The sequence below is a fragment of the Nocardia sp. NBC_01327 genome, from assembly GCF_035958815.1.
GTDB lineage: Bacteria > Actinomycetota > Actinomycetes > Mycobacteriales > Mycobacteriaceae > Nocardia.
Genome location: NZ_CP108383.1, coordinates 548,366 through 571,898 on the forward strand (window position 1 = coordinate 548,366; position 23,533 = coordinate 571,898).

General features: G+C 67.5%; 17 protein-coding genes. 5 read left to right on the plus strand and 12 right to left on the minus strand.

From position 1 onward, the window contains the following. Window positions 1-23 precede the first annotated feature (23 nt). Entirely contained in the window at window positions 24-1,841 is a 1,818-nt protein-coding gene (locus OG326_RS02410) for a DUF4407 domain-containing protein (RefSeq protein ID WP_327142991.1), read from the minus strand. Between the two features lie 849 nt (window positions 1,842-2,690). Between OG326_RS02410 and gltB the strand changes: the two genes are divergently transcribed. Together gltB and OG326_RS02420 are read left to right on the plus strand one after the other, a co-directional pair. Further along, window positions 2,691-7,364, plus strand: a complete 4,674-nt coding sequence (gltB, locus tag OG326_RS02415) for a glutamate synthase large subunit (protein ID WP_327142992.1) — start codon at window positions 2,691-2,693, stop codon at window positions 7,362-7,364. A 59-nt stretch (window positions 7,365-7,423) separates the two neighbouring features. Beyond that, complete coding sequence (locus OG326_RS02420) at window positions 7,424-8,893, plus strand: glutamate synthase subunit beta (protein ID WP_327142993.1); 1,470 nt, start codon at window positions 7,424-7,426, stop codon at window positions 8,891-8,893. 141 nt (window positions 8,894-9,034) lie between these two features. Here OG326_RS02420 and OG326_RS02425 read toward each other — a convergent pair whose 3' ends face one another. Further along, window positions 9,035-10,645, minus strand: a complete 1,611-nt coding sequence (locus tag OG326_RS02425; RefSeq protein ID WP_327142994.1) for a glycoside hydrolase family 5 protein — start codon at window positions 10,643-10,645, stop codon at window positions 9,035-9,037. A gap of 266 nt (window positions 10,646-10,911) precedes the next feature. Here OG326_RS02425 and OG326_RS02430 point away from each other — a divergent pair, with 266 nt between their 5' ends. Beyond that, a complete protein-coding gene (locus OG326_RS02430) occupies window positions 10,912-11,808 on the plus strand; it encodes a cutinase family protein (RefSeq protein ID WP_327142995.1) in 897 nt (298 codons plus the stop codon). Window positions 11,809-11,930: 122 nt separating this feature from the next. Here OG326_RS02430 and OG326_RS02435 read toward each other — a convergent pair whose 3' ends face one another. The 3 genes from OG326_RS02435 to lysX all read right to left on the minus strand — a co-directional run bounded on the left by OG326_RS02435 (window position 11,931) and on the right by lysX (window position 16,371). Beyond that, window positions 11,931-12,251 carry a hypothetical protein gene (locus OG326_RS02435; protein ID WP_327142996.1) on the minus strand — a complete coding sequence of 107 codons (321 nt, stop codon included), beginning with the start codon at window positions 12,249-12,251 and terminating at the stop codon, window positions 11,931-11,933. A gap of 111 nt (window positions 12,252-12,362) precedes the next feature. Further along, complete coding sequence (locus OG326_RS02440; RefSeq protein ID WP_327142997.1) at window positions 12,363-12,980, minus strand: histidine phosphatase family protein; 618 nt, start codon at window positions 12,978-12,980, stop codon at window positions 12,363-12,365. Window positions 12,981-13,041: 61 nt separating this feature from the next. Next, window positions 13,042-16,371, minus strand: coding sequence for a bifunctional lysylphosphatidylglycerol synthetase/lysine--tRNA ligase LysX (gene lysX / locus OG326_RS02445; protein WP_442790903.1), 3,330 nt, complete (start codon window positions 16,369-16,371; stop codon window positions 13,042-13,044). Window positions 16,372-16,502: 131 nt separating this feature from the next. Between lysX and OG326_RS02450 the strand changes: the two genes are divergently transcribed. Beyond that, window positions 16,503-16,730, plus strand: a complete 228-nt coding sequence (locus OG326_RS02450; protein WP_327142998.1) for an RNA-binding S4 domain-containing protein — start codon at window positions 16,503-16,505, stop codon at window positions 16,728-16,730. A 143-nt stretch (window positions 16,731-16,873) separates the two neighbouring features. Here the strand turns inward: OG326_RS02450 and rraA are convergent, their stop codons facing one another. Further along, window positions 16,874-17,380, minus strand: coding sequence for a ribonuclease E activity regulator RraA (gene rraA, locus OG326_RS02455; RefSeq protein ID WP_327142999.1), 507 nt, complete (start codon window positions 17,378-17,380; stop codon window positions 16,874-16,876). A 4-nt stretch (window positions 17,381-17,384) separates the two neighbouring features. Next, entirely contained in the window at window positions 17,385-17,891 is a 507-nt protein-coding gene (locus tag OG326_RS02460) for a nitroreductase/quinone reductase family protein (RefSeq protein WP_327143000.1), read from the minus strand. A 179-nt stretch (window positions 17,892-18,070) separates the two neighbouring features. Here OG326_RS02460 and OG326_RS02465 point away from each other — a divergent pair, with 179 nt between their 5' ends. After that, the gene (locus tag OG326_RS02465) at window positions 18,071-20,305 is read left to right on the plus strand and encodes a serine/threonine-protein kinase (protein WP_327143001.1); all 2,235 of its coding nucleotides are present in this window, start codon (window positions 18,071-18,073) and stop codon (window positions 20,303-20,305) included. 20 nt (window positions 20,306-20,325) lie between these two features. On the opposite strand, the gene OG326_RS02470 is transcribed toward OG326_RS02465, so the two are convergent. The 5 genes from OG326_RS02470 to OG326_RS02490 all read right to left on the minus strand — a co-directional run bounded on the left by OG326_RS02470 (window position 20,326) and on the right by OG326_RS02490 (window position 23,489). Beyond that, window positions 20,326-20,706 carry a DUF5313 family protein gene (locus tag OG326_RS02470; RefSeq protein ID WP_327143002.1) on the minus strand — a complete coding sequence of 127 codons (381 nt, stop codon included), beginning with the start codon at window positions 20,704-20,706 and terminating at the stop codon, window positions 20,326-20,328. A gap of 94 nt (window positions 20,707-20,800) precedes the next feature. Beyond that, complete coding sequence (locus OG326_RS02475) at window positions 20,801-21,262, minus strand: SRPBCC family protein (protein ID WP_327143003.1); 462 nt, start codon at window positions 21,260-21,262, stop codon at window positions 20,801-20,803. Between the two features lie 78 nt (window positions 21,263-21,340). After that, a complete protein-coding gene (locus OG326_RS02480; protein ID WP_327143004.1) occupies window positions 21,341-22,309 on the minus strand; it encodes a copper resistance D family protein in 969 nt (322 codons plus the stop codon). Further along, window positions 22,306-22,842, minus strand: coding sequence for a copper resistance CopC family protein (locus tag OG326_RS02485; protein WP_327143005.1), 537 nt, complete (start codon window positions 22,840-22,842; stop codon window positions 22,306-22,308). The genes OG326_RS02480 and OG326_RS02485 overlap by 4 nt, the downstream gene beginning before the upstream one ends. Beyond that, window positions 22,839-23,489: a YcnI family copper-binding membrane protein gene (locus OG326_RS02490; RefSeq protein ID WP_327143006.1), complete on the minus strand. Its 651-nt coding sequence runs from the start codon at window positions 23,487-23,489 to the stop codon at window positions 22,839-22,841. Before OG326_RS02490 ends, OG326_RS02485 begins: the two co-directional genes overlap by 4 nt. Between the last annotated feature and the right edge of the window lie 44 nt (window positions 23,490-23,533).

The following is a 23,533-nucleotide window of genomic DNA, read 5'->3' on the forward strand; positions in this document are numbered from 1 at the left end:
TCGGCGACGATGCCGAAGGAGTCCTATTTCTTGTCGGCGCCCGGCGGAAGTTCGCGCGGGCCGCGGTATTCGAGCTCCGGGGCGCGGTGGCCGGGGAGGGCGTGCTGCTGCTGGCCCGCAGGGAGCTGATAGCTCGGATCGACGACCTGGCCCGGCGGCAGTGCACCGTAATTCGGGTACTGCGCATACGGCTGCTGGTACGGCTGATCCACGACATTCGAGGCGACATGGTGGGCGTACTGCTGCTGCGCGCCCGGCGGCAGCTGGTAGCCGTACTGCGGCTGGGCATACATCTGCTGCTGCTGCGCGGAATCCTCGAAGTTCGAGGTCACCTTGCGGGTGCGCCGCAGCGTGAAGGTGATCTCCTCGGCCTCTTCGAACGCCTGCCGCACGGTGCGCAGCGGATGCGTGGCGGTATCGAGGGCATTGGCCACGAACGACGGCACCAGCGGCCGGATCCAGCGGGCCGCGGTATCGGTGAACGGCACCGTGCCGATGATCGGAAGTTCCAGTCCGCCACCCTTGTTCACGGGGGCGGGCTGCGGGGCCGGGCCGGCCGGTGCGAGCGCACCCGCAGCGCCCACCGGCACCGGCGTTCCCGGTGCGAGGTGGGCGGGCAGGTTCGGTGTCACGATGCCGTCCTGGGACACGGAGCCGTCCTTTCGGTGACCGGCCGGCAGTTCATGCTGTGCGGCACGGTCGAATTCGTCGATGGCGCGCTGTTGCGCCGGTTCGGTGATGCCGATCTCGAAGCCGCCGATGGAGGCGATGATGCGCTTGCGCTGCCGCTCCCGATCGATGGCGGTATCGGCGTGCAGCGCCAATTTGGCCGCGGTGAGCTGCTGTTCGGCCCGCAGCGTCTCGGCCTCGACCCGGGTCTCGGCCTGTTTGAGCGCGATGGCGGTGGCGGCGGCCTGCTCCACCCTGTCGGTGGCGGTGCGGGTGGCGAGCTCGCGATCGAACGCGGTCTCTCCGCGCCACCAGCGCAAAAGCAGTGGCAGCAGCGCCAGCACCACCAGTAGCAGCGCGGTGGCCAGGCGCAATGCCAGCGGCCCGGCATGGCCGGTGGTGTAGTCGTTCATGGCGACCCACCGGGCGCCGAGCCCGCGATCGCCGTCGGTGTAGGCGGCGGTGCGCGCGACGCCGAGCGCCTTGTCCTTATCGGTGATCGCGGCGTCCAGCCCGCCGATCCTGGCCTGGGCCGCGGTGAGCTGGGCGTGCGCGTCGTCGGCCACCTGATTGGCGGTGCGCTCCTCGGGCCCGCGCCCCGGGTCACCGGTGATCCGGGTCTGCGGGCAGTCCGGTGTCGGACGGTATTCGCAGCGTGCGGTCACCAGGGCGACGTCGTAGTCGTTCTGCGCCTTGGTGATCTGCTGATCGAGGGTGGCACGGTCGGTGCGCGCCTGGTCGAGATCGGTGCGGGCGGTGACCACGGCGGGCGCGGATTCCACTCCGCGCCGGGCGGTTTCGTCGAGCAGCCGGTTCACGGTGCCGCCGAACAGTACGGTGCAGGCCATTTCGGCGACGAAGATGCCGACCACGGCGGCGACACCGATGCGCGCCGCGAATTCGGCTCGTACCCGCGGTGTTTCGGCTCTTCCCGGGGTGGCGGAGGTGGCCAGCGCGCGAGAGACCGCCCCCACCAACAGGGTTGCGATCAGGGCGATGACGACGACCGCGAACAGCGGCCAGTGCGCGGCGCCGGTGGCCAGTGCGATCACGATGGCCGAGGTGACGGCGAACAGCGCCACCACGGCTCCGGTCACCGCATAGGCGGTGCGCTCGTGGCGTTCGGTGACCCCCGCGTGCGCGCCACCGAGCCAAGTGAGCAGAACGGTCATGAGAGCTCACATCCTCGACACAGTGTTATCTCAGCGTGACAGGCGGGCGCCGGTTCCACCGAGTGGGGCGGCGGGGATGTGGTCAGGCTCACATCGGCGCGTTTTCAGCGTGCGACGTGGTCTTGATCACGCAGGTGCCGGCCGGAATATCGCCCCAGTTAGTGACTTATCGCATATTCACAGTTAGCTGACCGAGTGCTGAATCCCACAGTTTGTAAAGATTCCGTACGGTCGGAACGTTGCAATGGCTTGTCGCCCGGAGTGCCGCGACTTTCACCGCATACCGCCGGGAAGTTAGCCGCCCCACGCCCGGTTTGCCGGATGCCCCTGTGGGGAAACCTCTTTCATTGCAGGTGGGAGGCCGTTCCGGAGCTGCGCCGGGGCGGATAGCCCTTTCCCTCGCGCGCGCGGAGATCAGTGGGCAAGTCAACTGAAACACCTGCGCATGCCTGCTTTACACTGGACAACGCGCAGGTAGTGGAGGATCGATGAAGAAGCCCAGCTAGAAGCTGGTATTAGTCCAACCTAAGTTGGTTGGACCCGAGTCCTGACTTATCGTTTGCTCTTACGCCGGATGCGACAAGTTCGGCATATCGCCCTACACAGCCAGAGACCCGATCGGTGCTCAGCGTAGTGGGCGAGATTGGCGCGGCAGGTAGCTAACACGTAAGCGTTCGGTTACCGCCGAGCACCCACTACGAACTCGGAGCGGGTGAACAACTGGAGAGTTGACTGCACGGGACGACCATCAGCGCCGCTGGTCTCCGAAACGTCCGGGCGCAGTCCGACCGGAGGCGTTCGACGAAGGCCGCAATTCTTCGAAGGCCTGTTTTTTGTGAAGGCAGAGGCATGACGCAACTTCCCGGCCACAGGTCCCCTACTGGCGGTGCCAGCTATGGATACGGACCCCGCGGGCTCTATGACCCGGCGAATGAACACGACGCCTGCGGCGTCGCATTCGTCGTCGATATGCACGGCCGTCGTAGCCGCGACATCGTCGACAAGGCTATTACCGCCCTGCTGAACCTGGAGCACCGAGGTGCAGCCGGCGCCGAACCCAATTCGGGTGACGGCGCGGGCATCCTGATCCAGCTTCCGGACAAGTTCTTCCGCGCTGTGGTCGACTTCGAGCTTCCCGCCGAGGGCGCCTACGCCACCGGTATCGCCTTCCTGCCGCAGGCCCGCCGCGAGGCCGCCCGTGCCGGATACCGCGTCGAGAAGATCGTGCGCGAAGAGGGCCTCGAGGTCCTCGGCTGGCGCGAGGTCCCGATCGACGAGTCGTCGCTGGGCGCGCTGTCCCGCGACGCCATGCCGACCTTCCGGCAGATCTTCATCGCCTCGCCCAAGGGCGGCAGCGAGCAGCTCGAGGGCATGGACCTGGAGCGGCGCGCCTATGTCGTCCGCAAGCGCATCGAGCACGAGCTCGGCAGCGCGGGCGCCGGCGAGGGCGCGACCGGCAAGGAATCGGTGTACTTCCCGAGCCTGTCCGGCCAGACCTTCGTCTACAAGGGCATGTTCACCACCCCGCAGCTGCGGGCGTTCTACCTGGATCTGCAGGACGACCGGGTCGAGTCCGCACTCGGCATCGTGCACTCCCGCTTCTCCACCAACACCTTCCCGTCGTGGCCGCTGGCGCACCCGTTCCGGCGCGTCGCCCACAACGGCGAGATCAATACCGTCTCCGGCAATGAGAACTGGATGCGGGCCCGCGAGGCGCTGCTGAAGTCGAACTCCTTCGGCACCGACAGCGAGGGCAACAACCGCCTGGAGAAGATCTTCCCGGTCTGCACCCCCGGCGCGTCCGACACCGCGCGCTTCGACGAGGTGCTGGAACTGCTGCACCTGGGCGGCCGCAGTCTGCCGCACGCCATGCTCATGATGATCCCCGAGGCGTGGGAACGGCACGAGTCCATGGACCCGGCCCAGCGCGCCTTCTACCGCTACCACTCGTTCCTCATGGAGCCGTGGGACGGCCCGGCGTCGGTGTGCTTTACCGACGGCAAGGTCGTCGGCGCGGTGCTGGACCGGAACGGTCTGCGCCCCGGCCGGATCTGGGTCACCGACGACGGTCTGGTCGTCATGGCCTCCGAGGTCGGCGTGCTCGATATCGATCCGGCCCGCGTGGTCCAGAAGACCCGGCTGCAGCCCGGCCGCATGTTCCTGGTGGACACCGAGCAGGGTCGCATCATCAGCGATGACGAGGTCAAGTCGACGCTCGCCGCCGAGGCGCCCTACCAGGAGTGGCTGGACAACGGCCCGACCAAGCTGTCGGACCTGCAGGACCGCCCGCACGAGCACATGTCGCACGACCGCGTGCTGATCCGCCAGCAGATCTTCGGATACTCCACCGAGGAACTGAACCTGCTGATCTCGCCGATGGCGCAGACCGGTGGTGAGGCGCTCGGCTCGATGGGCACCGACACCCCGATCGCGGTGCTGTCCTCACGGCCGCGGGTGCTGTTCGACTACTTCTCGCAGCTGTTCGCGCAGGTCACCAACCCGCCGCTGGACGCCCTGCGCGAAGAGGTCGTCACCTCGCTGCGCAGCATGATCGGTCCCGAGGACGATCTGCTGAATCCCGGGCAGCAGTCCTGTCGTCAGATCACGCTGACCCAGCCGATTCTGGACAATGACGAGCTGTCCAAGCTCGTGCACATCAATGACGACGGCTCGCGTCCCGACCTGCGTTCGGTCGTGGTGCACGGCCTGTACCCGGTCGCCGAGGGCGGCCAGGGTCTGCGCAATGCCATTGCGGCAGTGCAGATGCAGGTGTCCGCGGCCATCGACGGCGGCGCGCGCATCATCATCCTGTCCGACCGCGAGTCCAACGAGAAGCTGGCGCCGATCCCGTCGCTGCTGCTCACCGCGGCCGTGCATCACCACCTGGTGCAGGAGCGCACCCGCACCCAGGTCGGCCTGGTCGTGGAGGCCGGTGACGCCCGCGAGGTGCACCACATGGCCCTGCTGATCGGCTTCGGCGCGGCGGCGATCAACCCGTACATGGCCTTCGAGTCCATCGAGGACATGCTCGAGCGCGGTCAGCTGCTCATGCCGGGCAGCACCGGCGATCACGGCGCCGACTTCAAGAAGGCCGTCTACAACTACAACAAGGCCGCCGGCAAGGGTGTGCTGAAGGTGATGTCCAAGATGGGCATCTCCACCATCGCCTCCTACCGCGGCGCGCAGCTGTTCCAGGTGGTCGGCCTGTCGCAGGAGCTGGTGGACGAGTACTTCACCGGTCTGCGCTCGCCGCTGGACGGCATCGGCCTGGACGGCATCGCCGGCGAGGTCGCGGCACGGCACCGAATCGCGTTCCTGGAGAACCGCAATGAGCGCGCGCACCGCGAGCTCGAGGTCGGCGGCGAATACCAGTGGCGGCGTGAGGGCGAGTACCACCTGTTCAACCCGGACACGGTGTTCAAGCTGCAGCACGCGACGCGCTCGGGCCAGTACAAGGTCTTCAAGGAGTACACCAAGCTCGTCGACGATCAGTCGGAGCGTTTGGCGTCGCTGCGCGGCCTGTTCAAGTTCAAGTCCAAGTCGCGCAACCCGATTCCGATCGACGAGGTCGAGCCGGTGTCCGCGATCGTGAAGCGCTTCTCGACCGGTGCGATGAGCTACGGCTCCATCTCCTCGGAGGCGCACGAGACCCTCGCGGTCGCCATGAACCGCCTCGGCGGTCGCTCCAATTCCGGTGAGGGCGGCGAGCATCCGGCCCGCTTCGAGCCGGAGGAGAACGGCGACTGGCGCCGGTCCGCGATCAAGCAGGTGGCCTCGGGTCGCTTCGGTGTGACCGCGCACTACCTGACCAACTGCACCGATATCCAGATCAAGATGGCGCAGGGGGCCAAGCCCGGCGAGGGCGGCCAGCTGCCCGCGCACAAGGTGTACCCGTGGGTCGCCGAGGTCCGGCACTCCACGCCCGGCGTGGGCCTGATCTCCCCGCCGCCGCACCACGACATCTACTCGATCGAGGATCTGGCGCAGCTGATCCACGACCTGAAGAACGCGAACCCGCAGGCGCGGATTCACGTGAAACTTGTCGCGGAGCCCGGCGTCGGCACCGTCGCCGCGGGTGTGTCCAAGGCGCACGCCGATGTGGTGCTCATCTCGGGCCACGACGGCGGCACCGGTGCGTCCCCGCTGACCTCGCTGAAGCATGCCGGTGGTCCCTGGGAGCTCGGCCTGGCCGAAACCCAGCAGACGCTGCTGCTCAACGGTCTGCGCGACCGCATCGTGGTGCAGGTGGACGGTCAGATGAAGACCGGCCGCGACGTCATGATCGCCGCGCTGCTCGGCGCGGAGGAGTTCGGTTTCGCGACTGCGCCGCTGGTGGTCTCGGGCTGCATCATGATGCGCGTATGCCACCTCGACACCTGCCCGGTCGGCGTCGCGACGCAGAACCCCGTGCTGCGTGAGCGTTTCACCGGTAAGCCGGAGTTCGTCGAGAACTTCATGAACTACATCGCCGAAGAGGTGCGCGAGCTGCTCGCGTCGCTGGGTCTGCGGACTCTCGACGAGGCCATCGGCCGCGTCGATCTGCTCGACACCACCCGGGCCAAGGAGCATTGGAAGGCCGCCAAGCTGGATCTGTCGCCCATCCTCGACGATGTCGAGACGGCGTTCATGCAGCAGGACCGCCGCAATACCAAGGGCCAGGACCACGGTCTGGACAAGGCGCTGGACAACCAGCTCATCGCGCAGGCCGCGGATGCGCTGGAGCGCGGTAAGCCGGTCAAGTTCGACACCAAGATCACCAATGTGAACCGGACCGTCGGCACCATGCTCGGCCACGAGGTGACCAAGCTGTACGGCGGAGTCGGCCTGCCCGACAACACCATCGACATCACGTTCACCGGTTCCGCCGGTAACTCGTTCGGTGCGTTCGTGCCCGCCGGCATCACGCTGCGGGTCGTCGGCGACGCCAACGACTATGTCGGCAAGGGTCTTTCGGGTGGCCGCCTGACCGTGCGGCCGTCCCTGGACGTGCCCGCCGAGTTCGTGGCGGAGCGGAACATCATCGCGGGCAACGTGATCCTGTTCGGCGCCACCAGCGGCCAGGCCTTCATCCGCGGTGTCGTGGGCGAGCGGTTCGCCGTGCGCAACTCGGGCGCCACCGCGGTGGTCGAGGGCGTGGGCGATCACGGCTGCGAGTACATGACCGGTGGCCGCGTGGTCATCCTCGGCGAGACCGGCCGCAACTTCGGCGCCGGTATGTCGGGCGGCACCGCGTACATCTACAACCCGAACAACACCTTCGAGAAGCACCTGAACACCGAAATGGTGGATCTGGAAGGACTCACGGCGGACGAGTCCGCGGCGCTGCGCGACATCATCGCCCAGCACCGCGACGAGACCGGTTCGGCTGTCGCGGAACGCATCCTGATCGACTGGTCGCAGCAGGTGAATCACTTCGTGAAGGTGATGCCGCGCGATTACAAGAAGGTCCTGCTGGCCATCTCGGAAGCTGAAAAAGACGGCCGGGACGTCAGCGCGGCGATCATGGAGGCCGCTCGTGGCTGACACGATCCACGCTGGAGTTGTCGGATGCGCCGAACTCGGCGCGAAAATCGGAGTCGTAAATGGGTGACGCACAGGGATTCCTGAAGCACACGAGTCGGGAACTGCCGAAGCGCCGTCCGGTCGAGCTGCGCCTGATGGACTGGAAAGAGGTCTACGAGGAGAAGTTCTCCCACGAGACCCTCCAGAAGCAGGCCAGCCGCTGTATGGATTGCGGTATCCCCTTCTGCCACAACGGTTGTCCGCTCGGGAACCTGATTCCCGAATGGAACGACCTGGTCTACAAGGGCGCCTGGAAGGAATCGTTCGAGCGGCTGCACGCCACGAACAACTTCCCGGAGTTCACCGGCCGCCTGTGCCCCGCACCGTGCGAGTCGTCCTGCGTCCTGGGCATCAACCAGGATCCGGTGACGATCAAGCAGGTCGAGGTCGAGATCATCGAGAACGGTTTCGACGAGGGCTGGGTCACCCCGGTGTACCCGACCCGCCTGACCGGCAAGAAGATCGCCGTCGTCGGTTCCGGTCCCGCCGGTCTGGCCGCCGCCCAGCAGCTGACCCGGGCCGGCCACACCGTGACCGTGTTCGAGCGCGACGACCGCATCGGCGGCCTGCTGCGCTACGGCATTCCGGAATTCAAGATGGAGAAGCGCTTCATCGATCGCCGGCTCGCGCAGATGGAAGCCGAAGGCACCATCTTCAAGACCGGTGTGAACGTGGGCGTGGACATCACCGCCGATCAGCTGCGTGAGCGTTATGACGCCGTTGTGCTCGCCGGTGGCGCGACCATCGCCCGCGACCTGCCGGTTCCGGGTCGTGACCTGGACGGCATCCATCAGGCGATGGAGTTCCTGCCGCTGGCCAACCGCGTCCAGCTGGGCGATCCGGTCGCCGATGAGGAAGGCCTGCCGCGCATCAATGCCCGCGGCAAGAAGGTCATCATCATCGGTGGCGGTGACACCGGCGCGGACTGCCTCGGCACCTCGCACCGGCAGGGCGCCGCATCGGTGCACCAGTTCGAGATCATGCCCCGTCCGCCGGAGGAGCGCGCCGGCTCCACCCCGTGGCCGACCTACCCGCTCATGTACCGGGTGGCCTCGGCGCACGAGGAGGGCGGCGAGCGCGTGTTCTCCGTCAATACCGAGCGTTTTGTCGGCGCCGACGGCAAGCTGACCGGTCTGCAGGCCCACGAGGTCTCCATGGTGAACGGCCGCTTCGAGAAGGTCGAGGGCACCGACTTCACCCTCGAGGCCGATCTGGTGCTGCTGGCCATGGGCTTTGTCGGACCGCAGAAGAACGGCCTGCTCGAGGGCCTGGGCGTCGGTTACGACCAGCGCGGAAACGTCAAGCGCGACAACGGCTGGGCCACCACCGTCCCCGGCGTCTTCGCCGCCGGCGATATGGGCCGCGGCCAGTCGCTCATCGTGTGGGCCATCGCCGAGGGCCGCTCCTGCGCGTCCGCGGTGGACAAGTTCCTCGAGGGCGACACCGCACTGCCGTCCCCCATCCGCCCGACGGATGTGGCGCAGCGCTGACCCGCTGAGCCGAGACCAGAAGCGCCCGTGGAGCTTACGCTCCACGGGCGCTTTGCTGTTCGTGCTCGACGGGAGGTCGTGCCGGCGTGGCGGGAAGTCGTGCGGGATGACGAGAGGTCGTGCCGGGATGACGGAAGCTGTTCAGCCGCAGGCGATGGCGAGGCGGTAGTCGCCGGTGGTGTTGGTGGCGGCTGTGATTCGCCAACCGCCGGTGACTTGCCGGCGGGCGGTCTGGGTGATGTTGGCGCCGGTGAGGGCCGGGGCGGCGCAGCGTTCGGGGATCCAGAGGTCGGCCGATGCGCCGGCGCGGTCCGCGGTGCCGGTGAGAGTCATTGCGCCGGAGGGGATATCGGAGGTCAGGGCGGTCAGCTGCCCCGGTGCGGCACGGGGGTAGGAGCGGGCGATGACAGCCGCGGTGGCGGGGTCGTGATCCAGGCCGGTGTCCGGCGCGGTGCAGGTGGGACGGGTGCCGCGGGTCTGGATATTGTGCGGATCGCCGCAGGCCTGACGCCACTGCCAATAGGTGCCGCCGACCAGGTGGCTGTCCTCGAGGGCGGCGTAGCGGCGGGTCTTGTCCGCGATGACGGCGGGATCGGTGTCCCAGAATCCCCATTCGCCATTGAAGAAGGTGGTCCCGTAGCCGCTCGCCGCGGTCGCGGTATCGGCGAAACCCGAAGCGAGAGAGCCGGGTAGCGGGCTGATGGATTCGTTGTACTGGTGCGGGGCGTAGACCATATCGTCCTCGCCCGCCGATCCGGAGGCAGACCCCGAGGCGGACCCGGAGGCCGATCCCGACGCCGATCCGGAGGCAGACCCCGAAGCGCTGGTGAACAGCGGCAGCGGCCCGGGGACAGGCAGCGATCCGGTGATGACCGACGGTTCGAAGAAGGCGATGTGCCGGAACCCGCCCGGCGCGGACTGCTCGCCGGAACGGATGGCGGCCATGGCCCGGCGATAGAAATTGCCGAGCAGCACGTAATCGTCGAGACCCGGAATCAGGCCCGGATTCGGTTCATTGAGCAGGTCGTAGCCGGCGATGGCCGGATCGTTCGCGAAGCGTGCCGCCACCGCCGCCCAGGTATTCACCAGTTCGGTCTGGACGCCGTTGACGTCGAGGTAGAAGTTCGCGAACGAGGCCTGCACCGCCGCCGAGAGTTCGCGTTTGCTCACCCGGCAGGTGGCGCTCGTGCCGACCAGGGCGGTCGCCCATGCGGGCGCGCCGTCCCAGCCGACGCCGGGCTGGGTGAAGGGCGGGCAGTAGACGCCGTCGGGCGTGTTCACCGCGACACCCCAGGCGTCCTGGTGCATATCGAGCAGGACGTAGATGTCGTGTGCCCGCGCCCAGGCGACGGCCTGGGCGATGCGATCGAGATAGTTCTGATCGATATGGCCACGAGTGGGTTCGAGTGCGGACCAGCTGATTATGAGACGCACCACATTCGAGCCGAGTGCCGCGATACGGAGGAAGTCGTCTTCGGTCAGTGTGGTGGTGGCGGGCAGGTCGGGCCATTCCTGGTAGTACTGCCCGGCACTGTTGACATTGACGCCGCGCAGCAGCACGGTGCGACCGGTGTCATCGGCGATGCGGGCGCCCTGTCCCATGACCGCGTGTAGCGGACGTTGTACCTGGTCTGCGGTGGTATCGGTGAGCGGGGTGGCATGGACGACGGGTGTGCTGCCGGCGAGCGGAATTGCCAAGGTGGCGAGGGTGATCAGTACTCGGCGGCGCAATGTGAAATATGTTCTGGTCATTTGACCAGGAGACGCTAGCAGCCCGCCGCGAATCCGCGCGCGGAAACTGAAATCGGACAAGTTGTGATCGCCGCGTAGCGCTTCCGGAATCGTCCCTTTATTGTTGACGGCGTTGTGTCGCTGATCTCTGTCGAGCGGTCTGTTTTGCACATCTCATACGGGGCGGTTACTTCGGTTAACCCCCAGTGCACTCGATCGTCATCCAGCGCAGACACCATGAACGGGAATCGGGACGGCCGTCTCGGGCAGGCGTGAACTGGAGCAGTATGCGGTTGAAAAGAATTGTCGCGGCTGCGGGCGCAGCAGCGAGTGTGCTCATGTCGGGAATCGTGCTCGGCAGCGGGCCTGTTACGGCCGATCCGGGATGCCCGGTCATGTACACGGTAGCCATTCCGGGTACCTGGGAAACCGGCCACGACAAGACTCCCCAGCCCGGCATGCTGGCCGGGGTTACCAACGGGCTACCCGGCGAGGTCGACTATGTGACCTATGCCGCCACCGCGTTCCCCTGGGAAGGCGATGTGTACGGCGCCTCCAAGAAGGAAGCGACCGACAATGCCCGCGGCCTGGTCCAGGCCATGGGCCAGCGTTGCCCGGGGACCAAGATCTCCATCGCCGGCTACAGCCAGGGCGCCGACGCCGCGGGTGATCTGGCCGCCGAGATCGGCTCCGGCCTCGGCGTGGTGCCGCCGGACCGCATCGCGGCCGTCGCACTGATCTCCGATCCGCGTCGTTCCGCGACCGATGCCCAGGTCGGCCCGATCGCGCCCGGCGCCGGTGCGGGCGGCGCCCGGGTCGGCGGCTTCGGCTTCGTCTCGGATCGGGTGCGTACCGTGTGCGCGGTCGGCGATCTGTACTGCGCCACCGAGCCGACGGACTTCATCAGCCGCTTCGCCGGATTCCTGGCGCAGACCTCTGATCCGAATCCCGCGAACATCTGGCGCTATCAGCTCGAGATCGGCTCGATCATCAACGATCTGATGGCACAGGGCGGCATCCCGGTATTGCAGTCACAGCTCAGCATGGGCGCGAACGAAGAGCGGGCCGCGCAGTTCGAGCAGTTCTTCAAGACCGGCGAGCACACCAGTTACGGCTCGTACCAGGTCGGCGGCGGTCAGACCGCCATCACCTGGATGCACAACTGGATTGCCAACGCCGCGTAACCGCTGCTCTCAGCAGGATGGAAAGGCCGCTCCCGACGGGGGCGGCCTTTCGTCGCTGAATAGGTGTGCAGTACTGCGCAATTCAGGCCCCGGCACTGAGTTCACGCATATCGCCGGGCGGGTTAGCCGAAGGAGCCGGTGCTCGGCGGGGTCCAGACCGGCGGCTGGTTCTGGTCGCCGCCACCCTGCCAGTTACCCGGGTTCCCACCCTGCCAGTTGCCATCGTGATCGTGGTCGTGACGGTGGTCGCGATCGCCACCGTGGCCCTGCCAGTCCTGATCGACCTGCTGGGCGACGACGGGCGAGGAGTCCGGGGTCGCCGCGGAGGCGGTGGCGGGGAGAGCGAAGAGCGCGAGCGGCACGACGGCCAAGGCGCCGGCGGCGGCGAGGCGCATTCCCAGGCGACGCTTGCGGGGGGCGGTCGAGCTCATGGAAGTAGGCATCGGAAATCCTTTCGCAGAAACCGAGTCGCTATCCGCGACCCGTGTCCCCTATACAAGTCCGCGGCTCTGGGAGCCCGATGCGACGACTCTGGGAGTCGTCTGTGCGACCGTTCAGTCCCGGCCCGCGCGATTGCGCGGCAGCAGATCCCACACGTGTGCGTTCTCGTTCACCGTGGCGGCCGTGCGGCGGCCGGTGCGGGAGTACAGGATCCGCGTGATCGAGCAGTAGTCGATCGGGAAGGTCAGCGGGCGCTCGAGCCCCAAAACGTCCTGGAGCAGCACGTTTATCACGCCGCCGTGGGCGAAGACCACCACGGTGTCGGCCGGGTCGGCAGTGGCCGCAATGCTCGCGACACTGTCGAGGACCCGTGCGGTGAAGGCGGGCCCGTCGATCTGGTCGGGCAGGTAACCGGCCTTGATGCGGTCGTAGACGTCCTTGAAATCGCGCTGGGCGTCCTCGATCGGGATATACGCGGGAAGATCACGGTCGTACTCGGCGAGACCGTCCAGGACCGCGATATCCAGGCCGAGCTTCTCGGCGGTGGGCCGGGCGGTTTCGCGGGCGCGTAGCTGCGGACTGCTGACCACCCGCGCGATCCGGTGCTGCGCGAGCGCGGCCGGAACCCGGGCCGCCTGTTCGGCCCCGATGGCGGTGAGATCGGGGTCGGCTGGGCCCGAGACCCCCTGGACGCGGGCGGGCTGAGCATGGCGGACGAGGATCAACTGCACCTCTTCCACTCTGCCGCACCGCTCCGCGCTGTCCAGGGGTGGGGGCCGGACGGGTTTCGTCCTATCCGGTCCGGGGTTTCACCAGCGGGAACGGCAGCGTCTCGCGGATACTGCGCCCGGTGAGGAGCATGATCACCCGGTCCACGCCCACGCCGAGACCACCGGTCGGCGGCATGGCGTGCTCGAGGGCCTGCAGGAAGTCCTCGTCGAGTTCCATGGCCTCCGGATCGCCGCCCGCGGCCAGCATGGACTGTTCGGTGAGGCGTTTGCGCTGCTCCACCGGATCGGTCAATTCGCTGTAGGCCGTGCCCAATTCGACACCCCAGGCGACCAGATCCCAGCGTTCGGTGACACCCGCGATATGGCGGTGCGCCCGGGTCAGCGGGGAGACGGAGGTGGGGAAGTCGATATAGAAGGTCGGCTCCTGGGTCTCCGACTCGACCAGATGCTCGTACATCTCGAGCACGAGTTGCCCGGCGTCCCAGCCCAATTGCCACGGGACCCCGGCCTTGTCGCACAGCACCCGCAGGCGGTCCTCGTCGGTGTCCGGGGTGATGGTCTCGCCGAGCTTGTCCGAGACCGCGCCGTGCACGGTCTTCACCGGCCAGTCGCCGGAGATGTCGACCTCGGCCAGCGTGCCGTCCGCACCCGGTCGCATAGCCACCATCTTGCCGTTGGCGGCGACCGCCGCCTCCTGGATGAGCTGGCGGCAGGCGTGCATCATGCGTTCGTAATCACTGTGCGCCTCATAGGCTTCCAGGATGGTGAACTCGGGATTGTGGCTGTAGTCCACACCCTCGTTGCGGAAGACGCGGCCGAGTTCGAACACCTTCTCCATACCGCCCACGCACAATTTCTTGAGGTACAGCTCGGGTGCGATGCGCAGGTACAGGTCGAGGTCGTAGGCATTGATGTGGGTGGTGAACGGGGTGGCATTGGCGCCGCCGTGCACCTGCTGCAGGACCGGGGTCTCGACCTCCATGAAGCCCCACCCGTGCAGGGTGTCGCGCAGCGAGCGCACCACCGCGCTGCGCTTGGCCATCACCTCGCGGATATCGGTGTTGATGGCCATATCGACGTAGCGCTGCCGGACCCGGGCCTCGGGATCGGCGAGGCCCTTCCACTTGTCGGGCAGCGGGTGCAGGCATTTGCCGAGCATCCGCCAGTCCGCGGCGAGCAGGGATAGCTCACCGCTGCGGCTGCGCCCGATCTGACCGCTCATCTCGATGAGATCGCCGAGATCGAAGAACTGGTCGAAGTCCGCGCTGCGATCCGCGCCGACCCGGCCGCGGTCGATGACCAGCTGGATCTCCCCGGACCAGTCGCGCAGCAGTGCGAAGGTGACGCCGCCGTAATCGCGAATCCGCAAGAGCCGCCCGCAGACTCGCACCGTGGTGCCCATCGGCGAATTGCGCGCGGCGGTCACCGTATGGGTGGGCGGATAGGCGACGGGGTAGGCGTCGACGCCGGAATCCTCGAGCCGCTTGAGCTTGTCCATGCGCACCCGCACCTGTTCGGGGCGGCGCGGTCCGGACTCCTCCAGGTCCTCCGGCGGGAGGTCGGGGAGGCTGCCGTCGGCGTGCAGGCCGGTCATGGTCGGCGGCACCGAGGAGCGCAGACCGGTGTGCGCGGACACGTCGGGCTCCTTGCCGAACCGCGGCAGGAAGCCTTCGGCGAGCGCACTGGCGATGGCGACGCGCGGCAGATGCCGGCGTTCCTCGAAGAGCGAGAAGCGCGGCACCCAATCCGGTTGGTATTTCACATTGGAGCGGTAGAGGGCCTCCAGCTGATACCAGCGGGAGAAGAACATGAGCACACCGCGCCACAGCCGCAGTACGGGTCCCGCGCCGATGCGGCCGCCCTCCTCGAACACCGCGCGGAAGACCGCGAAGTTCAACGAGATCCGGGTGATGCCGTACTGCTCGGAATTGAGCGCCAGCTTGGAGATCATCAATTCCATGACGCCGTTGGGACTTTGGCGATCACGGCGCATGACATCCAGGGAGACGCCGGTGCGGCCCCACGGCACGAGTGACAGCAGGCCGAGCACGCGGTCGTCGGCGTCGACCGCCTCGACCAGCAGGCAGTCGCCGTCGAGCGGATCGCCGAGGCGGTCCAGCGCCATGGAGAAGCCGCGTTCGGTCTCGGTATCGCGCCAGGCGTCGGCGCGGCGCAGCACCTCGCGCATCTCCTCCGGCTCGAGCTCCTTGTGCCGGCGCACGCGCACGGTGATGCCCTGTTTGGCGAGCCGGTTCACGGCCTGCCGGACCTGTTTCATCTCCGGTCCGGCGAGCGAGAAGGTGCGGGTCTCCAGAATGGCTTCGTCACCGAGCCGCAGCGCCGACAGTCCGGCGCGCCGGTAGGCGGTGGCGCCCAGTTCGCTCGCGCCCATGACGGCCGGGGCCCAGCCGTACTGGTCGGCCAGCCGGAGCCAGGCGTCGATGGCGTGCGGCCACGATTCCTTCTGGCCGATGGGATCACCGGAGGCCAGGCAGACGCCCAATTCGACGCGATAGGTCAGGGCGGCCTGCCCGTTGGGTGCGAACACCACGGCCTTGTCGCGGCGGGTGGCGAAGTAGCCGAGCGAGTCTTCGACGTCGGACCGCTCCAGCAGTCCGCGCAGCGCGGATTCGTCGAGTCCGGTGAGGGCATTGGAGGCGCGCTGCGAACGGAACAGCACCGCCACCGCCGCCAGCAGCGCGACCGCGCCGAACAGGCCCAGCAGCAGGTTCACCAGATGCGGCGGATGCCCGTCGAAGTCGTCATTGCTGACCAGGATGGCGCCGGTCACCCGGGACACCGCCCACAGCGGCCGCTGTTCGTCGGCGGGCAGGCTGCCGGGGAACAGTTGCACCAGACCCCAGCCGGCCACACAGCCGAGCGCCAGCCCACCGGCCAGCACCCCGACCGCGCGCACGATCGCGCCGCTGCGGACCCGGGTGTAGAACTCGGACCAGGCCGCGATCAGCACCGCGATCACCGACAGGTGCACGACCAGCGCGACCAGCGCGTTGAGATCGCCCTCGGAGGCGAAGTCCAGTGCGTTGGCGATCGAGAACACCGCCATATAGCCGCACAGCAGCCACCAGGCGATGCGCTTGCGGCTCGCGGTGGCGCCGGCCAGCAGACCCACCACCAGCGCCCAGACCAGCGAGGTGTCCGGCGAGTCGAAGTAGTAGGTGTCGAGATAGTGCCGTAGCGACTGGGTCAGGAAGCGCAGACCGGGCGAAATACTCCACAGTGCGCAAAGGAGGGCGTAGACGCCCAGAATCGTCCCAGCGACATGTGGAACCTCACGGAGACGGCCGTGTCCGCGGTGCGGCACCTCAGGCGACCGCGTCTCCGGTCTGTATGCGATGTCCTGGTGTTGCCGGTCCTGCGTCGAAGTCACCGCACCAGTGTGTATGTTGCCGTCGCCCATGTGCACTCGGAACCCGGTTCGTGTCTTGTAGTCGGCGTGTGCCGCTGAGTGACGAGGGCGGCGTTTGGCGGTCCCGGAGGCCGCGGGTGAGGATGTACCTCATGTCGGATCCAGTCGAAGTGCCGATCGAAGACGATGTCATTCGACTCGGCCAATTCTTGAAACTGGCGAACCTCATCGATTCCGGAGCGGAAGCGAAGACGGTCATCGCCGAGGGACTGGTGCGGGTAAATGACGAGGTAGAGCTACGTCGCGGACGCCAATTGTTCGCCGGAGACGTGGTGCTGCTCGCCGGGCGCAAGGTCCGGGTGGCGGGCCGCCGGCGATAGAACCGCCGCGGGCCCGGCCCCCGCCGCCCACCGCCTGCGGTGAAGCGAGGACCGGAGCCGCTGAGAATCTCCCTAGAGTCTCTCGAGAAGCAGTTCTCAGCATCCCTGAAAAGCCGTTTTCGGGGCTTTTCCGGAAGCGGCGATCAGTCTTCCGCGCGGACCACGATTCCGTCGTGATCGCTGTAGAGCACCTCGCCCGGCACGAAGGTCACACCGCCGAATTCGACGGGCACATCGCGCTCGCCGGATCCGGTCTGGGTGCTCTTGCGCGGGTTGGTGCCGAGCGCCTTGACGCCGATATCGAGGGTGCGCAGGATCGCCGAATCCCGCACCGCGCCATGGACGATGACACCGGCCCAGCCGTTGTCCACGCCGCGGCCCGCGATGATGTCGCCGACCAGTGCGGTGTGAATGCTCGCGCCGCCGTCCACGACCAGCACCCGGCCGTTGCCCGGCTCGCCGAGAGTCTGCTTGACCAGGAGGTTGTCCTGGAAACAGCGGATGGTCACGATGCGTCCGGAGAAGGCGGGCTGCCCGCCGAACTGGAGGAACTGGGTGTCGCAGCTGCGGATCCCGGGCCCGATCTCATCGGCCAGGTCTGCGGTCGCGACCACCTCTGCTTGGTTCTGAACACTGCCTGATTCGGTCACTCGCCTATCTTGTCAGGGCGAAAATGCGCAAATCACGCGCGGTGCGATTGCGGTAGGCGGTATAGGCCTGGGTGGTCTCCTCGAAGCGCGCGAAGATCTCCTGCTGCTTCGCCTCGTCCGAGACCCGGGTCGCCCGCACCGGAATCCGCTCGCCCGCGAGGATGATCTCGGCGGCCGGATTCGCGAGCAGGTTCCCGGTCCACGCCGGGTGGTGCTCCTGCCCGAAATTACTGCCGATCACATACAGCGTGTCGCCGTCGTGCACGTACAGCAGCGGGGTGGTGCGCGGCTGCCCGGATTTGCGCCCGGTGGTGGTGAGCAGGACGACCGGTGCGCCGATCGGGCCGAGCACCGTGTATTTGCCGCCGGTGCGCTGCAGCACTTTCCGGTCCAGGGGCGTCAGCTTGCGAATCACCAGCGAGCCGAGCTTGGTCGCGGCGAACGGGCTGGCGATGCGGGACAGAAGATTGGTGCGCGAACCCCAGATGCGGTCCGGAAACTGCTGACTCATGCCGGAAACTGTAGTGCGCGTACCCGCCGCGCGAACCCCGGAAACCCCGCCGGGGGACCCTGGAAACCCCCTGCGGCGTGCATATTCCGATGCATCTGTGCTGTACACGCGCGCATACTGAACGCATTGGCCCACCGGAGCAGGACCGGTAGTCATTGGTTCGTGCGGAGGGGCATGGGTTGGAACCGGCGATCGAGTCGGACATAGTCGGCGCAGCGCGCTCGGTGCTGACGGCTGTCTCGGCACGCTTCGCGGCGGCGTGGGATACGGCGGGGGAGCCGCCCCCGCTGGCCGAATACCTGCCCGCCGCACCGGAATTGCGCCGCTTGTGCCTGATCGAGCTCATCAAGGTCGATCTGGAGTACCGGTGGATCCACTACGACTTCCCGAAGCGGCTGGCCGACTACCGCGCCGAATACGACGAATTGCGTTCCGGGCCTTTGCCGCCCGATCTGGCCTACGAGGAGTTCCACGCGCTGCGCCGCTCCGGCAGATCCCCGGGCGTCGATATCGCCGACAGCGGCTATCCGACCGATGCGGGTCTGACCCGGGCCGCCTGGGGTGAGCGCGACTATCGCAGCACGCTGATCGCCCGCCCGCGGGCCCGCGCGGCCCTGGACGGCATCGAGGTCGGTGACCGGGTGGACGATTTCGATCTGCTGGTCGAATTGGGCAGCGGCGCTTTCGCTCGCGTCTTCCTGGCCCGTCAGCGCTCCATGCAACGTCTGGTGGCGGTGAAGGTTTCGCAGAACCACGGCACCGAATCGGAGACGCTGGCCCAGCTCGATCACGAGAACATCGTGCGGGTCTTCGACCAGCGGCTGATGGACGAGCGCGAACTGAAACTGATGTACATGCAGTACCTGCCCGGCGGCACGCTGTCGAAGGTGCTGAGTCTGGTGCGGCAGCGCCCGCCGCGGGAGCGTTCCGGCGCGCTGCTGCTGGAGGCGGTCGATACGGCCATGCGGGACAAGGGCGGACTGGTGCCGAGCGAATCGGCCATCCGCTCCGGCATCGCCGCGCGGAGCTGGCCGGAGACCGTGGCCTGGCTGGGCAGCCGGCTGGCCCGGGCGCTGGACTACGCCTCCGGCAACGGTGTGCTGCACCGGGATATCAAGCCCGCCAATGTGCTGCTCACCGCCGACGGGGTGCCGAAGCTGGCCGACTTCAATATCAGTTTCAGCCTGCATGTCGCGGGCACCAGTCCGCTCGCGTATTTCGGTGGCTCGCTCGCGTACATGTCGCCGGAGCAGTTGGCCGCCTGCCATCCGCAATTGCCCGATACCGCTGAGGAACTCGACGGCCGCAGCGATATCTTCGCGCTGGGCGTGGTGCTGTGGGAACTGCTCACCGGGCACCGGCCCTTCGACGACGAAACCCGCGCGGGCGATTCCGAATCCTCGCTCGAGCGCATGCTGCGGTTGCGGCGGCACGATATCGATTCGCGCTATCTGTCCGAGCTGCCGCCGGACTGCCCGCCGACGCTGCGCCGGGTCCTGCTGAAATGTCTTGCCCCGCAGCGCGCCGACCGCTGGCCCACCGGTGCGGCGCTGGCCCAGCAGCTCGACCTGTGCCTGGATCAGCGCGCCCGCGATCTGGTGGATCCGCCGCGAAACAGCCTGCGCGCCAGGGTCGGTCCGTGGTCGCTGGTGCTGCTCATCACCGCGGCCAGCTTCCTCGGCGATTTCCTCGGCATGCTCTACGCGAATCTGCACAACGGCCCGCTCTGGGCGGTGTGGTTCACACCGGACCAGCAGGTGAAACTGCAGGCGGTCGGGGCGGGGCTGGCGCTGTTCACCACTCCCGCGGCGATTGTCGTGACCAACTATCTGTGCCGCCGCGCCTTCATCGTCTGGCGCGGCCTGCGCAAGGGCCGCACCTACGATCCGGACACGCTGGCGCGGGCCCGCCGCGACACCCTGGTGGACGGGGATCGGGTCGCGCTGCTGGCCTTCCTGTGGTGGGTGGTGTCGGCGGTGGTGGCCGCCGTCTCCCTGGAGGTCTACACCGATCTGACGCCCGGCCAATTGCTGAATCTGACCGCGACACTGCTGGTTTCGGGCGCCGTCGCGGTCGCCTACCCGTTCTTCCTGGTGACGTTCTTCGTGGTCCGCTGCTTCTACCCGCGGCTGCTCACCCACGGTGAGATCGCCGAGGATCACGAGGCGCTGCGGGCGCTGGGCCGCCGCTGCACCCGCTATCTCGCGGTGGCGGTGGCGATTCCGCTGATCGGCGTGATCACCAGCCTGCTGTTCCTGACCCCGGACGAGGTCCCGCTGGCCATCGGCCCGATCAAATGGCTGTGCCTGGCCGGCGTGCTCGGATTCCTCGGCGACTATTGGCTTTTCCGGCAATTGGAGGCGGATCTGCGGGCTTTCGAGCGCGCGGTCACCACCCGCCTGGATTTCCGCTGACCGATATCAGCGCAGCAGCATCAGCCCCGGCCGTGCCGCTGTTCGTAGGCCTGCCGATCGCCGGATTCGCGGGCGCGCTTGGCGGTCTCGGCCAGGGCCGGATCGAAGCCGTGCTTGATGAGTTTGTTGCGCCGGAACACATAGGTGAGCGCCACGGTGAAGTAGATGAGCGGCAGGTAGAGCAGCGCCATCATGGCCAGGCGCATCCACAGCGGTCCCGGGACGAGCAGGAACAGGCAGAGCACCGGAATCATCGGCAGCAGCATGCGGAGCAGATAGCGGCGGGTGGCGCCGGGGCCGATCAGATCCTCGCGCACCCAGTCCGACATGGCCGGCGGGAGCGTGCGGCCGCAGATATAGCCGATCCGCTGCAGGAAGGACGGCGTGGCGGGTTCGGGCATATGCCCAGCATCCCCGCAGGGAATGGGCCGGACAACGTCGGGGGGTCGGCGGCTTTGACGACCCCGGGCGGTCAGGCCACGGTGCGAACGGCGATCAGGCTTCGGTGCGCGCGAGGTGGAAGGCGGTGACCTGGGTGACCAGATTGTGCGTGGAACCCTTCACGGCGAGTTTCACGAACGGCTCGATGGTGCGGCCGAGCAGCTTTCCGGCCAGGCCGCCGGGCACCCGGTAATCGACGATGGCGTCGATGGTGCAGGATTCCTCGCCCTTGTCGTGGAAAAGGAAGGTGGATTCGATTTCGAAGCCCTTGATGGACTTCACGGCAATGGCGAGGCCGGGTTCGTGCCGCACGATCTTGATGGTCGAATGCAGCGATACCGGCCCCAGGCCGATGGTGCCGTCGAAGGTGGCGCCGACGCCTTCTGTTTGCTCGGTGAGCGGTTCGAAGGCCTTGATCTCACTGATGAATCGGGGCAGATTCCGGTAATCGTTGACATAGGCGAAGGCCGATTCGGCCGACGCGGCGCATTCCGCGACGATCTTGACTTCGGTCATGCGCACGACAGTAACTCGTTCCAATTCAATGCGCAGATCATAAGGTGAGGGCCACATTCGGGCCCCCACCTCCGATTCCTACGCGGTGACCGCCAGCGTGGCCGCCAGACCGAACACCACCGCCATCAGTAGTACTTCGAAAATCGCACGGCGCAAAGAGGATTCCGCGTCCATGCGATGTTCGGTCGCGAGCGGCACCCAGGTGCGCCGCCACCACCAGCCCATGGCCAGCAACGCGACCAGGATCACGGTCTTCGCCAGCAGGATCCGGCCGTACCCGGTGGTGACGAACGGGGTCAGGCCGCCGAGGCGGACCAGTCCGTTCACCAGGCCGGTCGCGGTCACGATTCCCGCCAGCGGCGCCGCCCAGCGCGAATAGCGCGGCAGTAGCACCGCCCATTCGCCGCGGGTGCGGACGGTCAGGGCCAGGGCCAGCAGCACCCCGAACCAGGCGGACGCGGCCAGCGCGTGCACCGCCCCCAGCACCGACCCGAACATCTGCTGCGACATATGCCCGGTGATCGGGCGCAGGGCGAGGGTGACCGCCGTGAACACCAGCACCAGATCCGCCGTCACCCGGTCGGCATAGCGAAAACCGAAGGCGCTGTACACCGCCACCGCACCACTGCCGATGAGCAGTGCGATACCGATCTGCCCGCCGCTCACCGTGGTGAGGTAGTCGCCGAACTGCCCGGCGCCCAGGCGGGCCACCGGAATGCCCTGCACCTCACCGGCTTCCAGCACCAGCATGGCGAATTCCATGGCCGCCCAGAGACCGGCGACCACGGTGAGCGTCCGCCACGGCGGTTCCAGTCGCTCGGACAGTCGCGGTAGGGCGGCCAGTCCGAGCACGGTTGCGCCCGCGCAGTCCGCCAGCACCCGCACCGAGGCCTCCGCCTGGACGGGATCGCCGGCCGCCAGCAGCCAGGCCAGTAGCGCACCGCCCAGGCCGAGCGGAACGATCAGCAGCAGTAGCCATATCGATGAGCTGCTGCCGCCGGTCGTCCCGCGCTCCCTGGGACGATCGGTGCGGTCCGATCGATTCACCTGCGCTGCTTGCCCCGCCCACCCAGGAGCGCGAAGGCCAGGCCGCCGCCGAACAGCACCACCGCGCCGACGATGAACACCCACAGCGGCACCCCGCCGTCGGAGCCGCCACCGGATTTGGCCGAGGAGTCCGCCTTCGGGCCCGGAGTTCCGGTGCCCGCCTTGGTGAGGGTGAAGGTGCGGGTGCCGCTGACCGGATGCCCGTCCGCGGAGGTGACCCGGTACGCGATCTTGTAATCGCCGACCGGACCCAGCTCACCGACCTGGATGCTGATCGTCTGACCGTCCACCTTCGGCTGGCCCCTGGACCACAGATTGCCGTCCGGGCCGGTGACCGTCATGGACGGATAGCTGGTCTGCAGATCCTCGTTGAAGGTGACGCTGGCCGTCGCCGGCGAGGTGTCGATATGCGCGCCGTTGTCCGGGCTGGAACCGATCGGCACCGAATGTGCGCTCGCCACACCGCTGCCCAGCAGGGCGAAACCGGTGACGAGCAGTCCGGCCACCAGACCGGCGAGGAGTCTGCGGGTCATGATTTGCGACCGCGGATCACGCTGCCCAGTCCCAGTGCCGCACCCAGTGCGCCGAGGGCCAGGCCGACGCCGCCGAGCCAGCGCGCGGTGGTGTCGGTGTCCTTGTCCGACGCGGTGGCGGCAACGGCGCCGTCGCCGTCATCGTCGCCGCCCTTGCCGACCGCCAGGGTCAGGGTGGGGGCGGGGTGCTCCGGCTCGCTGCCGTCCGCATTGTTCTTCTGGTCCCAGACCACGACATTGCCGTCGCTGTAGGTCTGGGTGGCCGGGAAGCTGACCGTCTCCTGCTTGGGCAGGGCGACCGAGAGCACGAACCGCTGGAACTGACCCGGTGCGATACCCGGATTGCCCGGGTTGGCGGTCCAGGTGGCGGTGACGGCCTCGCCCTTGTCGTTCTTGTCGATCTTCTCGGTCCAGCCCACCAGGGGTTCGGTGCTGGCGCTCTTCAGATTCGGCAGGGCGACACTGAGTTTCGTAGTGGAGGCGGTGACCGATTCGGTGGGCACCTTGAAGGTGGCGACCGAATAGCCGCCCTGCGTCGCGCCCGGGGCGTCGACGGTGACGTGTGCCGAGGCGACGCCCGCGGTCAGCAGGGTGAGGCCGGCGGCGGCGACGGTGGTGCCGAAGGCACGCGAAGGAGAGATGTGCATGAGTGAATGGCCTCTTCTGGCAAAGGGTTACGGGTGAGGGGAGT

Bases quoted from the DNA above. Each gene is read 5' to 3' on its own strand.
- OG326_RS02410 (WP_327142991.1), bottom strand. From the start codon at position 1,841: ATGACCGTTCTGCTCACTTGGCTCGGTGGCGCGCACGCGGGGGTCACC.
- gltB (WP_327142992.1), top strand. From the start codon at position 2,691: ATGACGCAACTTCCCGGCCACAGGTCCCCTACTGGCGGTGCCAGCTAT.
- OG326_RS02420 (WP_327142993.1), top strand. From the start codon at position 7,424: ATGGGTGACGCACAGGGATTCCTGAAGCACACGAGTCGGGAACTGCCG.
- OG326_RS02425 (WP_327142994.1), bottom strand. From the start codon at position 10,645: ATGACCAGAACATATTTCACATTGCGCCGCCGAGTACTGATCACCCTC.
- OG326_RS02430 (WP_327142995.1), top strand. From the start codon at position 10,912: ATGCGGTTGAAAAGAATTGTCGCGGCTGCGGGCGCAGCAGCGAGTGTG.
- OG326_RS02435 (WP_327142996.1), bottom strand. From the start codon at position 12,251: ATGCCTACTTCCATGAGCTCGACCGCCCCCCGCAAGCGTCGCCTGGGA.
- OG326_RS02450 (WP_327142998.1), top strand. From the start codon at position 16,503: ATGTCGGATCCAGTCGAAGTGCCGATCGAAGACGATGTCATTCGACTC.
- OG326_RS02460 (WP_327143000.1), bottom strand. From the start codon at position 17,891: ATGAGTCAGCAGTTTCCGGACCGCATCTGGGGTTCGCGCACCAATCTT.
- OG326_RS02470 (WP_327143002.1), bottom strand. From the start codon at position 20,706: ATGCCCGAACCCGCCACGCCGTCCTTCCTGCAGCGGATCGGCTATATC.
- OG326_RS02475 (WP_327143003.1), bottom strand. From the start codon at position 21,262: ATGACCGAAGTCAAGATCGTCGCGGAATGCGCCGCGTCGGCCGAATCG.
- OG326_RS02485 (WP_327143005.1), bottom strand. From the start codon at position 22,842: ATGACCCGCAGACTCCTCGCCGGTCTGGTGGCCGGACTGCTCGTCACC.
- OG326_RS02490 (WP_327143006.1), bottom strand. From the start codon at position 23,489: ATGCACATCTCTCCTTCGCGTGCCTTCGGCACCACCGTCGCCGCCGCC.